13 protein-coding genes and 1 pseudogene are annotated in these 14,648 nt (G+C 71.1%); 7 read left to right on the top strand and 7 right to left on the bottom strand.

Features of this window, described 5'->3' with window-relative positions; translation table 11 throughout:
• The first annotated feature begins 5 nt into the window (after positions 1-5).
• Positions 6-1,430, top strand: a complete 1,425-nt coding sequence (locus CTZ28_RS12165; protein WP_121889349.1) for a dihydrolipoamide acetyltransferase family protein — start codon at positions 6-8, stop codon at positions 1,428-1,430.
• A gap of 81 nt (positions 1,431-1,511) precedes the next feature.
• Here the strand turns inward: CTZ28_RS12165 and CTZ28_RS12160 are convergent, their stop codons facing one another.
• A complete protein-coding gene (locus tag CTZ28_RS12160; RefSeq protein ID WP_398655782.1) occupies positions 1,512-2,387 on the bottom strand; it encodes a D-alanyl-D-alanine carboxypeptidase family protein in 876 nt (291 codons plus the stop codon).
• 267 nt (positions 2,388-2,654) lie between these two features.
• Here CTZ28_RS12160 and CTZ28_RS12155 point away from each other — a divergent pair, with 267 nt between their 5' ends.
• Positions 2,655-3,326, top strand: coding sequence for a GntR family transcriptional regulator (locus tag CTZ28_RS12155; protein WP_121889347.1), 672 nt, complete (start codon positions 2,655-2,657; stop codon positions 3,324-3,326).
• The gene (locus CTZ28_RS12150) at positions 3,323-4,618 is read left to right on the top strand and encodes an MFS transporter (RefSeq protein WP_121889346.1); all 1,296 of its coding nucleotides are present in this window, start codon (positions 3,323-3,325) and stop codon (positions 4,616-4,618) included. Before CTZ28_RS12155 ends, CTZ28_RS12150 begins: the two co-directional genes overlap by 4 nt.
• A gap of 57 nt (positions 4,619-4,675) precedes the next feature.
• On the opposite strand, the gene CTZ28_RS12145 is transcribed toward CTZ28_RS12150, so the two are convergent.
• Together CTZ28_RS12145 and CTZ28_RS12140 are read right to left on the bottom strand one after the other, a co-directional pair.
• A complete protein-coding gene (locus tag CTZ28_RS12145; RefSeq protein WP_121889345.1) occupies positions 4,676-5,509 on the bottom strand; it encodes an SAM-dependent methyltransferase in 834 nt (277 codons plus the stop codon).
• 92 nt (positions 5,510-5,601) lie between these two features.
• Positions 5,602-6,426, bottom strand: coding sequence for a maleylpyruvate isomerase family mycothiol-dependent enzyme (locus CTZ28_RS12140; RefSeq protein WP_121889344.1), 825 nt, complete (start codon positions 6,424-6,426; stop codon positions 5,602-5,604).
• Between the two features lie 217 nt (positions 6,427-6,643).
• On the opposite strand from CTZ28_RS12140, the gene CTZ28_RS12135 reads away from it, so the two are divergent.
• Positions 6,644-7,480 carry a carbon-nitrogen family hydrolase gene (locus CTZ28_RS12135; protein ID WP_121889343.1) on the top strand — a complete coding sequence of 279 codons (837 nt, stop codon included), beginning with the start codon at positions 6,644-6,646 and terminating at the stop codon, positions 7,478-7,480.
• 134 nt (positions 7,481-7,614) lie between these two features.
• Here the strand turns inward: CTZ28_RS12135 and CTZ28_RS12130 are convergent, their stop codons facing one another.
• From CTZ28_RS12130 to CTZ28_RS48185, 4 genes and pseudogenes are all read right to left on the bottom strand, one after another.
• Positions 7,615-8,109: an LURP-one-related/scramblase family protein gene (locus tag CTZ28_RS12130; RefSeq protein ID WP_121889342.1), complete on the bottom strand. Its 495-nt coding sequence runs from the start codon at positions 8,107-8,109 to the stop codon at positions 7,615-7,617.
• Positions 8,110-8,212: 103 nt separating this feature from the next.
• The gene (locus CTZ28_RS12125) at positions 8,213-9,511 is read right to left on the bottom strand and encodes a M18 family aminopeptidase (protein WP_121889341.1); all 1,299 of its coding nucleotides are present in this window, start codon (positions 9,509-9,511) and stop codon (positions 8,213-8,215) included.
• Between the two features lie 97 nt (positions 9,512-9,608).
• Positions 9,609-11,435, bottom strand: a complete 1,827-nt coding sequence (locus CTZ28_RS12120) for an acyl-CoA dehydrogenase (protein WP_121889340.1) — start codon at positions 11,433-11,435, stop codon at positions 9,609-9,611.
• Positions 11,436-11,594: 159 nt separating this feature from the next.
• Positions 11,595-11,791 (bottom strand): annotated as a pseudogene (locus CTZ28_RS48185) (NAD(+)/NADH kinase); the annotation flags it as partial.
• A gap of 117 nt (positions 11,792-11,908) precedes the next feature.
• On the opposite strand from CTZ28_RS48185, the gene CTZ28_RS12110 reads away from it, so the two are divergent.
• The 3 genes from CTZ28_RS12110 to CTZ28_RS12100 all read left to right on the top strand — a co-directional run bounded on the left by CTZ28_RS12110 (position 11,909) and on the right by CTZ28_RS12100 (position 14,634).
• Complete coding sequence (locus CTZ28_RS12110) at positions 11,909-12,376, top strand: SseB family protein (RefSeq protein ID WP_121889339.1); 468 nt, start codon at positions 11,909-11,911, stop codon at positions 12,374-12,376.
• Positions 12,377-12,497: 121 nt separating this feature from the next.
• Entirely contained in the window at positions 12,498-13,475 is a 978-nt protein-coding gene (locus CTZ28_RS12105) for a pirin family protein (protein WP_121889338.1), read from the top strand.
• Positions 13,476-13,587: 112 nt separating this feature from the next.
• A complete protein-coding gene (locus tag CTZ28_RS12100) occupies positions 13,588-14,634 on the top strand; it encodes an AI-2E family transporter (protein WP_121889337.1) in 1,047 nt (348 codons plus the stop codon).
• Positions 14,635-14,648 lie beyond the last annotated feature (14 nt).

Raw genomic sequence — 14,648 nt, 5'->3', positions numbered from 1 at the left:
AGGTCGTGACGACGATGACGGACGCGTCCGTACGCGAGTTCAAGATGCCCGACGTGGGCGAGGGGCTCACCGAGGCCGAGATCCTCAAGTGGCACGTCCAGCCGGGCGACACGGTGACCGACGGCCAGGTGGTGTGCGAGGTCGAGACGGCCAAGGCGGCCGTCGAACTCCCCATCCCCTACGACGGCGTGGTCCGTGAGCTGCGCTTCCCCGAGGGCACCACGGTCGACGTGGGGACCGCGATCATCGCGGTGGACGTGGCCGGCGGTGCCTCGGTGCCCGCTCCCGTCGCGCCGCAGGAGGCCGAGCGGCCCGAGGCGCCCCGGGCGCCCGAGGCGGAGCCGAAGGCACCGGCCCGCCAGCCGGTGCTCGTCGGGTACGGCGTCGCGACGTCCGCGACCAGGCGCCGCCCGCGCAAGAGTGCCGAGGCCGCCGCCGCCCAGGCCGCCCAGGCGATCCAGGCCGAGCTGAACGGCAGCGGTGGCGGCGTGCCCGTGGTGGCGCCGCGCCCGCTGGCCAAGCCCCCGGTGCGCAAGCTGGCGAAGGACCTCGGCGTCGACCTGGCGACGGTGACCCCGTCGGGCCCCGACGGGGTCATCACCCGCGAGGACGTGCACGCAGCGGTGGCCGCCACGGTGCCCGGACCCGAGGCCGCGGCCCCGGCCCCGCTCGCGGCCCCCGCCGCCGCCCCGGTTCCGGCTCCGGCCCCGGTGGTCACCTACGACGGCGCGCGTGAGACCCGCGTCCCGGTCAGGGGTGTGCGCAAGGCGACCGCGCAGGCCATGATCGGCTCGGCGTTCACGGCACCGCATGTCACGGAGTTCGTGACGGTCGACGTGACGCGCACGATGAAGCTGGTGGAGGAACTGAAGCAGGACAAGGAGATGCAGGGGCTGCGGGTCACCCCGCTGCTGCTGATCGCCAAGGCCCTGCTGGTCGCCATCAGACGCCACCCGGACATCAACGCCTCGTGGGACGAGGCGGCCCAGGAGATCGTGCTCAAGCACTATGTGAACCTGGGCATCGCGGCGGCGACCCCGCGCGGTCTGATCGTCCCGAACATCAAGGACGCACACCTCAAGACGCTTCCGCAACTGTCGCAGGAGCTGAGCGACTTGGTGGCGACCGCGCGCGAGGGCCGGACCAGTCCCGCGGCGATGCAGGGCGGCACGGTGACGATCACCAACGTCGGCGTCTTCGGCGTCGACACCGGCACGCCGATCCTCAACCCCGGGGAGTCCGCGATTCTCGCGGTCGGCACGATCAAGCTCCAGCCGTGGGTCCACAAGGGCAAGGTGAAGCCGCGGCAGGTCACCACCCTGGCGCTCAGCTTCGACCACCGGCTGGTGGACGGCGAGCTGGGCTCCAAGGTGCTCGCCGATGTGGCGGCCGTCCTGGAACAGCCGAAGCGCCTGATCACCTGGGCGTGACGCGAGGAGCGCCCGACCGGTTCCGTACGACAGGGGCCCGCCGCTGGGTGCGGCGGGCCCCTGTCGTCACAGAGCGCGGCGTCAGCCCAGCTTCGCGAAGCCGTAGTTGAGGAGCTTGGCGGCGTCCTTGCCCCGCTGGGTGGCGTCCGTGGAGGCGAGGACGGTGCCGACGACCGTCTTGCCGTTCCGGGTGGCCGCGAAGACCAGGCAGTACTTGGCCTCGGGACCCGAGCCGGTCTTCACGCCGATCGCGCCGCTGTAGCTGCTGAGCAGCGTGTTCGTGTTGGTCCACGGCTGCATCGTGCGGGTGCTGCCGGTCTTGGTGATCGTCTTCGCCGTGTACTTCTTGGTCTTGACGACCGAGCGGAACGTGGAGCTCTTCAGCGCGCTGCTGGTGAGCTTCGTCAGGTCGCGCGGTGTCGAGTAGTTGGAGCCGTTGCCGATGCCGTCGAACGAATCGAAGTGCGTGTTCGTCAGGCCGAGACTCTTGGCGGTCGAGTTCATCTTGCCGATGAACGACTTCACGCGCGCGGCCCGCGTCGAGCCCGAACCGAACTTGTCGGCGAGCGCGTAGGCGGCGTCGCAGCCGGACGGCAGCATGAGGCCGTACAGCAGCTGGCGCACGGTGACCTTGTCGCCGACGATCAGGCGGGCCGAGGAGGCGTTCTTCGACACGATGTAGTCGCTGTACGCCTTCTGGATCGTGACCTTGGCGTCCAGATTGAGGTTCGACTGAGCGAGCACGACCTTGGCGGTCATGATCTTCGTGGTGGAGCCGGTCGAACGCTTGGTGTCCGCCGCCTTGGTGTACAGCGTCTTGGCGTTCGCGTTGTTCATGACATAGCCACCCTTGGCCGTGATCGACGGCGCGGTCACGGCCTGGGCGGGTGCCGCGGTGAGGGCTCCCGTCGCGAGCATGGCGCCGGACGTGATGACGACGGCGGCGGCTCTGCGCATACGGAAACCCTTGGTGCCGTTTATCAAGTTGGATACCCCGATTGTGTGGAATGCGCCTGATGTGCGGCCGGGTTGAGGTGGCACGAAGGTGGGGCCGCACGGGTGTGACATGTGGGGAGCGCAGAAGGTTGTGCTCCCTCGTCGGGATTTTCGGGGGGTTTCCGGGTTTTCCCTGTAGGGACATGCCGGGGCCGTCCGGTCCGCCGCCGGTGGTCCGCATCGTGGACGGCTCATGTCATGCGTACGTGATGTATCTATGATGTGCGCATGCCTTCAGCGCCGCCCGCACCGACCGCTCCCGTGAAGCAGCCCCCCGCCGCCGACCGCGTCTATGCCCACGTCAAGCAGGGTGTCCTGGACCGCCGCTACCAGGGCGGCGCCCTCCTCACCGAGGGCGAACTGGCCGACGCCGTCGGCGTCTCCCGCACCCCGGTGCGCGAGGCGCTGCTGCGGCTCGAAGTGGAAGGCCTGATCAAGCTCTACCCGAAGAAGGGCGCCCTGGTGCTGCCCGTCTCCGCGCAGGAGATCGCCGACGTCGTGGAGACCCGGCTGCTGGTGGAGGAGCACGCGGCGCGCAAGGCCGTACCGGCGCCACCCGGTCTCGTCGAGCGGCTGGCCGAACTCCTCGCGCGGCAGAAGGAGCAGGCCGCGGCCGGCGACCTGGCCGCCGCGGCGGTCACCGACCGCTGCTTCCACGCCGAGATCGTGCGCAGCGGCGGCAACGAGATCCTCTCCCGCCTCTACGACCAGCTCCGCGACCGCCAGCTGCGGATGGGCGTCGCGGTCCTGCACTCCCACCCGGACCGGGTCGCCAAGACCCTCGCCGAGCACGGGGAGATCCTCGACGCGCTGCGCTCGGGCGACGCGGAGGCGGCCGTCGGGATCGTGCACCGGCATGTGAGCTGGTTCTCCCACCTCGCACGGGGTGAGGTGCGGTGAACAACGCCACCCTCCCCGGCGACCCGCCCGGCGGCCGTCGCGCGATCGCGGTCTGGTCCATAGGCGTCTCGGTCTACTTCGTCGCTGTGATCTTCCGTACGTCCCTGGGCGTCGCCGGCCTCGACGCGGCCGACCGCTTCCGGGTGAACGCCTCCGCCCTGTCGACGTTCTCCATCCTCCAGCTCCTCGTCTACGCGGGCATGCAGATACCCGTCGGCCTGCTGGTCGACCGGCTCGGCACCAAGAAGGTCCTGGCCATGGGCGCCGTGCTGTTCACGGTCGGCCAACTCGGCTTCGCCTTCTCACCGACGTACGGCATGGCGCTCGCCTCGCGCGCGCTGCTCGGCTGCGGCGACGCGATGACGTTCATCAGCGTGCTGCGGCTGGGCACCCGCTGGTTCCCGGCGCGCCGCGGCCCGCTGGTCGCGCAGCTCGCCGGCCTGGTCGGGATGGCGGGCAACCTGGTCTCCACGCTGGTCCTCGCCCGGCTGCTGCACGGCATCGGCTGGACCCCGGCGTTCGCCGGCAGCGCCCTGTCCGGCGTGGTGGTCCTCGTTCTGCTGCTGCTCTTCCTGAAGGACCACCCGGAGGGCCATGAGCCGGCGCCGTTCCCGCACCGGGGCTCCGCCTATGTGCGCCGGCAGATCGCCGCGTCCTGGCGGGAGCCGGGCACGCGGCTGGGCCTGTGGGTGCACTTCACCACCCAGTTCCCGGCGATGGTGTTCCTGCTGCTGTGGGGCCTGCCCTTCCTGGTCGAGGCCCAGGGGCTCAGCCGCGCCACGGCGGGCGAACTGCTGACCCTCGTCGTCCTGTCCAACATGGTGGTCGGCCTGGTCTACGGCCAGATCATCGCCCGGCACCACGGGGCCCGGCTGCCGCTGGTCCTCGGCACGGTCGGCGCGACCGCCCTCGCCTGGGCGGCGACCCTCGCCTACCCGGCCGAGCGGGCGCCGATGTGGCTGCTGCTGGTGCTGTGCACGGTGCTGGGCGGGTGCGGCCCCGCCTCGATGATCGGCTTCGACTTCGCCCGCCCCGCCAACCCGCTGGAGCGGCAGGGCACCGCGTCCGGCATCACCAACATGGGCGGCTTCATCGCCTCGATGACCACCCTGTTCGTCATCGGTGTCCTGCTGGACGCCACCGATGACGACTACACCGTCGCCTTCTCGGTCATGTTCGTCCTCCAGGCGCTGGGCGTGAGCCAGATACTGCGGCTGCGCAGGCGGGCGGCGCGCCGGGAGCGGGAACGGCTGGTCGCCAGCCGGGTGGAGACGGTGCACGTCCCCGCCTGAGCCGGCCGACCGGTACGGGCCCGCGCGGGATGCGTCGGCGGATCCGGTGCCAGCGGGTCAGCGCACCGGTACCAGGGTGAGATAGGCGATGCCGAGGACACCGCGGTAGCTCATCCACCGGGCCCGGTGCCGGTCGAGCAGGTCCCGGGTCTCCGCCGCCAGCGGATGGTCCGGGTGCCCGGCCAGCCACACCTCGGTGTCCGCCTGGTACCCGGACTCGAACGCCTGCCACTCGTCGGCGTTCGCGGTCTCGGTCCACTCTGGTCGGAACCCGGCCGCCACCGCGAGATCGAGGAGCCGCGCCAGGCTGTGGTACTCGTCGGCGGTGGCGTCGGGCCACATGCCGGACAGCTCCGCGGCCGTCGGGGGCCGCTCCCAGAAGCCCTCGCCGAGCAGCACCCGGCCGTCGTCCGTGACCAGCCGGCGCAGCTCACGCAGGGCCTCGGCGGTGTGCGCGGGCGCTTCGGCCTCGCTCAGCGCCTGGCCGGCGCCCAGGCACAGCACCAGGTCGGCGGGCCCGTGCCGGGTCCCCACGGCCGACTCCTCGCGGAACTCCACCCGGTCCGCGAGCCCTCGCGCCTCGGCGTTGCGCCGCCCGCGGGCCAGATCCTCGCCGCGGAGGTCGATCCCGGTGCCGCGGGCGCCCGGTACGGCGGCCAGGATTCGGAGCATCAACTCGCCCCAGCCGCAGCCGATGTCGAGCACCGTGGCGGGTCCCGCCCCGGCGAGCCGCGCCACCATCCCGGCCGCGCGCGCCTCGGAGAGCGGGCCGTGAAAGGTGAGCCTGGTCAGCCGGGGCGGACGGTCGTCGGTACGGGGGGCGCTGTCGGCGCGCGAGGTGTCACCGGGGGCAGGCCGGGTGGCACCGTCGGCGCGCTGGGTGTCGGTCATGCCGCGCACGGTAGTTCGCCGGGGCGGCGCCGGACACCGATTAACGGGGCGGCAGCGGCCGGTGCCGCCGCCCGCCGCCTATGGTCTGCCGGTCACTGCGTCACCGCGAAGTGGCGCAGGATCGCCGTCGTCAGCTCGGGGTCGCCCTCCGTCTTCACCCGGTCCGCGACCGCCTCCGGGGCGACCCGGCCGCAGGCCAGACGGACAAAGGTCTCCCAGTCCAGAGTGAGGGTGGCCGCGGGGCCGAGGGCGGGGGCGGTCTCCAGGGTGCCGCGGCCCTGGATGTCGACACGGATGGTGCGCAGGAACTCGATCGGCCCGTGCACGTCGAAGACGATCGCCGAACTGCGCGGCGCACCCGCGTCCTTGGCCACGACCTTCGGCAGGGCGGCGAGCAGTACGTCCCGGGCGACCTGTGCCCCCGGCGAGTCGAGGTTGCCGGGGCGGCCCAGGGCGGCGCGCAGATCCTGCTCGTGCACCCACACGTCGAACGCCCGGTTCCGCATGGCCGCTTCGAGCGTGATCTCGGCGCCGAGCGGTCCGCGCACCTTGGCGCCCGGCTCACGGGACTCGTTGCGCAGCTGGCGGTTGCGGCGGATGATCGTGTACTCCAGCTCGGCGGTCATCTCCGGCGCCGTGTGGTGCCGGCGCACATCGACCTGCATCTCCATGTAGCGCTGGTGCTCATTGGTGACGTGGAACAGATCGCGGGGCAGCGTGTGAATGGGCCGCGGATCCCCGAGCATCTCGCAGTCCAGACCGATCACATGCGACACGAGGTCACGGACGGACCAGCCCGGGCACGGGGTCCGCCGGTTCCACTCGCCCTCCACAAGCGGCTGCACCAGCTCGGATATCGCTTCGATGGAGTGGGTCCAGGCGTCGGCGTAGGGCTGGAGGGTGGGATGCAGACTCACGGAACGGGACCCCTCGGCGGTCGGTACACGGGCGGTTGGTGGCGGGGTTGCCAGTGGGAGGTGGCTGTCGGCGGGTGTCTCGGAACTCCCCCAAGCTATCGGCTTCGCTCGAACGGGGGGGACCCCCAAGTTACGCTGCTGTGAGGCACCCCGGCAGTGCTTTCGTGTGACGATCGTAGGCCCGTGTGGACGGCTCGAATGCCAGGGCGGTGGTAGTGTGCGCGCTTCGCTGATCCAGATCGCCGTAGACGAGGGCGAATCGGTCGAATCCCGCAGACGGCGGGTGGCCGGGATGGTACGTGATCAGGCAGGCGCCGATCTCGTCGTGCTCCCCGAGCTGTGGACGACCGGCGCCTTCGCGTACGAGGAGTTCGGGACCGCGGCCGAACCGCTCGACGGGCCGACGTACGAGGCGATGGCGAAGGCCGCGAGCGACGCGGGTGTCTGGCTGCACGCGGGCTCCCTCCCGGAACGGGACCCCGACGGCCCCCTCTACAACACCTCTCTCGTCTTCTCCCCCTCCGGCGACCTGGCCGCCGCCTATCGCAAGATCCACCGCTTCGGCTTCGACAAGGGCGAGGCCGTGCTGATGGGCGCCGGGCGGGAACCGGTGACCGTCCGGCTGCCGCAGACCGTCCTCGGCGTGGCCACCTGCTACGACCTGCGCTTCCCCGAACTCTTCCGCGCCCTCGTCGACGCCGGTGCCGAGACCCTGGTGATCCCGGCGGGCTGGCCCGAGCGCCGCCGCGCGCACTGGACGCTGCTGGCCCAGGCGCGGGCGGTCGAGAACCAGGCGTTCGTGCTCGCGTGTGGAACGGCCGGGACGCATGCGCGGGTTCCCCAGGCGGGTCACTCGATCGTGGTGGATCCCTGGGGCGAGGTGCTGGCCGAGGCGGGGCCCGGGGAGGAGGTCCTCACCGTGGACTTCGACCCGGCGAAGGTGGCCACGACGCGCGAACAGTTCCCGGCCCTGAAGGACCGCGTCCTGGGCCTCGCCCCCCCCGAGCCACCGCTGAGCCACCGAACGCCGCGCAGCCCTGAGCAGGTCCGGTGAAGTCCGCTGTGGTTCGGCAGCGCCCTGAAGGGGCGCGGGGCTGTATCAACATGCGGCTCCGCCGCGCGGGCGCGACCAGCCACGATGGTGCCGCGGACGACCGACGGCACATCGCGGCATTTCCAGCGGAGCGCTCAGCCGTCCTCGCGTTCCTTCTCCGCCAGGTGGATCACGCACACCGTCACCGCGATCAGCAGCGCCGCGTCCGAGTCCTCCCGCACCACGTCGACGCCGTACGTCTCCCGCAGATGCAGCCACCGCCGGGAGATCACCGCGAGCAGCTCCCCGTCGTACTCGACGGCGAACTCCCGGTCCAGGATCTTGCCGCTGACGTCCAGTTCGGTGCCGTCCACCAGGGACACCCGGTAGTGGTTGCGCAGCAGGGAGAGCCGTTTGCGCCGGACGGTCGCCAGCGGCTCGCCGTCCCGCTCCATGACCATCGTGTCCCTGAGCGCGAGCAGCTTCTGCCGGATGTCGACGAGCACGCGCCCGTGCGTGTCCTTCAGCTCGAAGGTGTCTCTCAGGCGCATCGCCTTGCCGTCGACGAGGAACACCTTGGAGCCGTGCTCGTCCTCGATCCAGTAGTCGTCACCGATGCCGAGCAGTCGATCGCGTACAAGGAATCTCATGCCTTACGGCTTCCCCGGCAGCGGCTCCGAAACGCCGCCGGTAGGCCGACGGGGTGGGCGCGGGGCCGGGCTGCCGGAGGGGATCCCGCCGGGCGCCGGCGTGTCAGTTCTCCAGGAATGCCAGCAGGGCGTCGGCCAGGAGGTGGGGGTCGTCGGCGCCGCACAGTTCGCGGGCGCTGTGCATCGACAGGATGGCCACGCCGATGTCCACCGTCCTGATGCCGTGCCGGGCGGCGGTGATGGGGCCGATCGTGGTGCCGCAGGGCATCGAGTTGTTGGAGACGAAGGACTGGAAGGGGACGCCGGCCCTCTCGCAGGCGGCGGCGAACACGGAGCGGCCCGAACCGTCCGTGGCGTACCGGTTGTTGACGTTGACCTTGAGGATGGGACCGCCGTTGACGCGCGGGTGGTGCGTCGGGTCGTGGCGCTCCGCGTAGTTGGGGTGGACGGCGTGTCCGGTGTCGGAGGAGAGGCAGACGGTGCCCGCGAAGGACCGGGCCCGGTCCTCGTAGCCGCCGCCGCGCGCGAACACGGAGCGTTCCAGTACGGAGCCGAGCAGCGGCCCGTCCGCGCCGGTGTCCGACTGCGAGCCGTTCTCCTCGTGGTCGAAGGCGGCCAGGACCGGGATGTGGGCCGGCTCGCGCCCGGAGGTGGCGGCGGCGGTCAGCGCGGCGGTGCCCGCGTGCACGGACAGCAGGTTGTCCATGCGCGGACCCGCGACCAGTTCGCGGTCCCGGCCCAGGTAGGCGGGCGGTTCCACGGAGTGCGTCATCAGGTCCCAGCCGGTGACCGCACCGGCGGGCAGCCCGCTCTCCTGCTCCAGGAACGAGATCAGGTCGCCGTCGCGCACGTCGTCGCTCAGGCCCCACACCGGCTGGAGGTGGCGCTGCTTGTCGAGCTTGAGCCCTTCGGCGGTCACCGTGCGGTCGAGGTGGATGGCGAGCTGCGGCACCCGCAGCAGCGGCCGGTCGACGTTGACGAGGCGGGTCGAGCCGTCCCGCAGCGACAGCCGGCCCGCGATGCCGAGGTCGCGGTCGAGCCAGGAGTTGAGCAGCGGCCCGCCGTAGATCTCCACGGCGATCTGGCGCCAGCCGTGCGCGCCGCTGTCTGGCAGCGGCTTGACCCGCAGGTTGGGCGAGTCGGTGTGGGCGCCGACGATCCGGTACGGCGTGTGCGGCGCGGCACCCTCCGGGACGTACCAGGCCACGATCGCCCCGCCGCGCAGCACGTACTTGCCGCCGGCCGTCCCGTCCCAGGCGTCCGTCTCCGCGACCTGCCGGAAGCCGACCTTCTCCAGCCGCTCGGCGGCGTTGGCCACGGCGTGGTAGGGCGACGGGCTCGCGATGAGGAAGGACATCAGGTCGTCGGTGTGGCCGCGGTCGAAACGGAAGGGATCGCTCATGGGTTCACCTTAACGACGTGCGTGGGCCCGCTCTCCCTGGGCGGGAGGGCGGGCCCACGCGGGTGACGGCGGTGGGTGCCGCCGCAGGTCAGGCAGGTCAGAAGGCGTCCTCGGCCAGTTCCATCAGGTCGAGGTCGACGTTCTCGGAGACCTTGCGGGCCAGGGTGACGCCGGGCAGGACGTTGGCCGCGAAGAACTTCGCCGCCGCGATCTTGCCCTGGTAGAACGCCGTGTCCTTGGCGGCGGCGGTCTCCAGCTTCTCGGCGGCGACCGCGGCGCCGCGCAGCAGCAGATAGCCGACGATCACATCGCCGGAGGCGAGCAGCAGGCGGGTGGTGTTCAGGCCGACCTTGTAGATGTTCTTGACGTCCTGCTCGGTGGCGGCGAGGTCGGTGAGCATCAGGCCGACGAGCGCCTCCAGCTCCACGGCCGCCTTGGCCAGGTGCTCGCGGGCGCCGGCCAGCCCCTCGCCGCCGGTGCCGAGGGCCAGGAACTCCTTGATGTCCTCGGCGAGCGAGTTCAGCGCGGCACCCTGGTTGCGGACGATCTTCCGGAAGAAGAAGTCCTGGCCCTGGATCGCGGTGGTGCCCTCGTACAGGGTGTCGATCTTGGCGTCGCGGATGTACTGCTCGATCGGGTACTCCTGCAGGAAGCCGGAGCCGCCGAAGGTCTGCAGCGACTGGGCGAGCTGCTCGTAGCCCTTCTCGGAGCCGTAGCCCTTGACGATCGGCAGGAGCAGGTCGTTCAGGGCGTGCTCGGTGGCGGCGTCCTCGCCGTTCGCCTCCTTGACGGCGATCGCGTCCTGGACGGCGGCGGTGTGCAGCACGAGGGCGCGCATGCCCTCCGCGTACGCCTTCTGTGTCATCAGCGAGCGGCGCACGTCGGGGTGGTGGGTGATGGTGACCTTGGGCGCGGACTTGTCCATGAAGTTCGCCAGGTCGGGGCCCTGGACGCGCTCCTTGGCGTACTCCAGCGCGTTGAGGTAGCCGGTGGAGAGCGTGGAGATCGCCTTCGTGCCGACCATCATCCGGGCGAACTCGATGATGCGGAACATCTGGCGGATGCCGTCGTGCCTGTCGCCGATCAGCCAGCCCTTGGCCGGGTGCCGGTCGCCGAAGGTCATCTCACAGGTGTTGGAGGCCTTGAGGCCCATCTTGTGCTCGACGTTCGTGGCGTAGACGCCGTTGCGCTCGCCCAGCTCGCCGGTCTCGACGTCGAAGAGGTACTTCGGGACGAGGAAGAGGGACAGGCCCTTGGTACCGGGGCCCGCGCCCTCGGGGCGAGCCAGGACGTAGTGGAGGATGTTCTCCTCCATGTCGTGCTCACCGGAGGTGATGAAGCGCTTCACGCCCTCGATGTGCCAGGAGCCGTCCTCCTGCCGGACCGCCTTGGTGCGGCCGGCGCCGACGTCGGAGCCCGCGTCGGGCTCCGTGAGGACCATGGTGGAGCCCCAGGTCTTCTCGATCGCGATCCGGGCGATCCGCTGCTGCTGCTCGGTGCCCTCCTCGAAGAGGATGCGGGCGAACGCCGGGCCGGAGGAGTACATCCAGATCGCCGGGTTGGCGCCGAGGACCAGTTCGGCGTACGCCCAGATCAGCGACGGGGGAGCCGTGGTGCCGCCGACCTCCTCGGGCAGGCCGAGGCGCCAGTACTCGGAGTCCATGAAGGCCCGGTAGCTCTTCTTGAAGGAGGCCGGGACGGGCGCGGTGTTGGTCTCGGGGTCGAAGACGGGCGGGTTGCGGTCGGCGTCCGCGAAGGACTCGGCCAGCTCGTTCTCGGCGAGCCGGGTCAGCTCCTCGAGGACGCTCTTGGCGGTGTCCGTGTCCATCTCGGTGAACGGGCCGGTTCCGTACAGCTTGTCGCGCCCGAGTACTTCGAACAGGTTGAACTCGATGTCGCGGAGGTTCGATTTGTAGTGCCCCATGGTGACAGCTCCGTATCGGACTCGGCGAGGCACTGACTCCTCGCATCTGGTTCACATACCAACAAGTAGCTACGATGATGCTACCCGTCGGTAATAACACGCAAGCCCTATTGGTCCAACTGTGAGATGGGTCTATTCGCCCGGACGTGGGCGTGTTGATACGGCGTCCAGCGCGGAGCGCACGGCCGGGGTGGGGGCCCCGGTGAGGAAGCCGACCCGGCCGAGATCCACCCCGAGGACCAGTGCGTCTGCTCCGCCGCCAGCCGGGCCCCGCGCAGAAACGTGCCGTCGCCGCCCAGCGTGACGATGGGGCCGGGGTCGCCCGCGGCCTCGATCTCGTCCTGCGCGCTGTGCCGGCCCGGCGGGGGTGTGCGTGAGGGGTGACGGGGTGTGCGCCGGTGCGCCGGCGCATGGCGACGAGAAACCCTCGATGGCCCTCCTGTGCCCCCGGCGGTCTCGGTACGCTTGCGCCCATGTACGGATACGGCCAGCCCATGGACGGGGGCGGCGCGCAGCAGCAGTACGCCCCGCCGCAGCAGCCCGGCGGGTACGGGCAGCAGCCGCCGCTCTACCCGGAGCCGTCCCCGCCCTCGCTCGCGGACGCGGTGCGCGCGTTCACCACCGGCCAGCTGGCCGCCGAGGACTTCCAGCAGGTGTTCGCCACGTCCAAGGTCTACTGCCCGCGCGGCGACAACCCCGGCTTCCTCGCCCTGCACAACACCCAGCAGCCGGTGATCCCGATGTTCACCTCGCTCAAGGAGCTGCGCCGGTACGCGGGCAAGGAGTCCAAGTACTTCGTGATCACCGGCTCCGAGGTGATCGACCTGCTGCCGACCGGCTACGGCTTCGTCCTGGACATGGAGGGCGAGCATCGGATGGTCTTCGACGCCAAAGCGGTCGAGCAGATGGTCGATTTCGCGATGCGCCGCATGTACGGCTGACGGCCGGCTGATCAGTGCCGCACCCGTGTGAGCCCGGAGGGAATTCCCTCCGGGCTTCCTCTGTTGGGGGTGACAGAAAGTTCAACGCTCAACTAAACTGAGCGCACAAGGAGGTACCGACATGCCTGCAGTGACCGTCGAGAACCCGTTGACGCTGCCCCGTGTGACCGCGCCCGCCGACGCGGTGGCCCGTCCCGTGCTCGCCGTCACGACCGCGCCGAGCGGTTTCGAGGGCGAGGGCTTCCCGGTGCGCCGGGCCTTCGCCGGGATCAACTACCGCCACCTCGACCCGTTCATCATGATGGACCAGATGGGTGAGGTGGAGTACGCGCCCGGTGAGCCCAAGGGCACGCCCTGGCATCCGCACCGCGGCTTCGAGACCGTCACCTACATCATCGACGGGATCTTCGACCACCAGGACTCCAACGGCGGTGGCGGCACCATCACCAACGGCGACACCCAGTGGATGACCGCGGGCTCGGGCCTCCTGCACATCGAGGCGCCGCCCGAGGCGCTCGTCGTGTCCGGCGGTCTGTTCCACGGCCTCCAGCTGTGGGTGAACCTCCCCGCCAAGGACAAGATGATGGCCCCGCGCTACCAGGACATCCGTGCCGGCAGCGTCCAGCTGCTCGCCAGTCCCGACGGCGGCGCGCTGCTGCGTGTCATCGCCGGCGAGCTGGACGGCCACGCCGGTCCCGGCATCACGCACACGCCGATCACCATGGTCCACGCGACGCTGGCGCCGGGCGCGGAGCTCACCCTGCCGTGGCGCGAGGACTTCAACGGGCTGGCGTACGTGATGGCGGGCAAGGGCTCGGTCGGCGCCGAGCGCCGACCGATCCATCTGGGCCAGACCGCGGTCTTCGGCGCCGGCGGTTCGCTGACCGTCCGCGCGGACGAGAAGCAGGACTCCCACACGCCGGACCTGGAGGTCGTGCTGCTCGGCGGGCAGCCGATCCGGGAGCCGATGGCCCACTACGGCCCGTTCGTCATGAACACCAAGGAAGAGCTGATGCAGGCCTTCGAGGACTTCCAGAAGGGCCGGCTGGGCACCGTTCCGGCCGTCCACGGGATGACCGAGAGCGGCCCGCAGGCCTGACGGAGCGCCGGCCGGGACGCGTTCCGGCCGACGGGGTCGGCGGGTGACGCACCGTCACCCGCCCGGGCCACCACGGCAGGACAGGCCGTCCCCCGCGTGATCCGCTGGACCGGTGCACCTGCTTCCGGAACCCGTCCGCCGTCTCGCCGCCTGGTGCACGGTGATCCTGCTTGCCTCCGGAGTCGTCTACGTCGGGATCCGGCTGTGCGTGGAGTTCCGTACGGCCGTCACGCCCGTGCTGCTCGCGCTGCTGGGCACCGCCCTGCTGCGGCCGCTGTACCGGCGGCTCGTGGCCGCCGGGGTGCACCGGTCGCTGGCGGCCGGGCTCACCTGTGTCGCGGTCGTCGCCGTGGTCGGCGGCGCCGTCTACATCGTGGTGGCCGCGCTCATCGACACCGGCGACCAGATCGTCGCCTCGCTGCGGGACGCCGGCAAGTCCCTCGCCCGGCACTTCGGGGCGGCCGGGACCTCCCTCGACGATCTCGCCGCCAACTCCAGGAAGCTGCTCGGCAAGTTCGGCGGGACGGCCGCCTCCAACGTCATCAGCGGGGTCAGCGTGGTCGGGGAGAGCATCGCCATGGCCGTCCTGGCGCTGCTGCTCGTCTTCTTCTTCCTGCGCGACTCGCACCGTGCCGCCGAGACCATCAGGTCGATCGCCCCGCGGGGCACCGGGGACACCCTGGAGGCCATGGCGCGGCGGGCCTTCGGCGCCATCGAGGGGTTCATGCGCGGGACCACCGTCATCGCGCTCATCGACGCCGCCTGCATCACCGTCGGGCTGCTGATCCTGCGGGTGCCGGGCGCGCCGGGGCTGGGCGCGCTCGTCTTCGTCGGCGCCTATATCCCCTACCTCGGCGCGTTCCTCTCCGGCGCGGTGGCCGTGCTGGTCGCACTCGCCGACCGGGGTGTCGTGATCGCGCTGTGGGCGCTCGGCGTGGTGCTCGCCGTGCAGGTGCTGGAGGGGCATGTGCTCCAGCCGGCGATCCAGAGCCGGACCGTGCAGATGCATCCCGCGGTGGTGATGGTGGCGATCACCGCGGGGGCGTCCGTCGCGGGGATCGTCGGGATGCTGCTCGCGGTGCCGCTCACCGCCGCCGCCTTCGGCGTCGCCCACGAGCTCAGGACCCGCTACGCGGCCACGTCACCGTCGCCACCGTGACGTCCGTGCGCCCG

It is taken from the genome of Streptomyces shenzhenensis (genome assembly GCF_003688995.1).
Taxonomy (GTDB): Bacteria; Actinomycetota; Actinomycetes; order Streptomycetales; family Streptomycetaceae; genus Streptomyces; species Streptomyces shenzhenensis_A.
The sequence above is the reverse complement of the archived record's forward strand: the minus strand, read 5'-3'. Positions and strand labels throughout refer to the sequence as shown.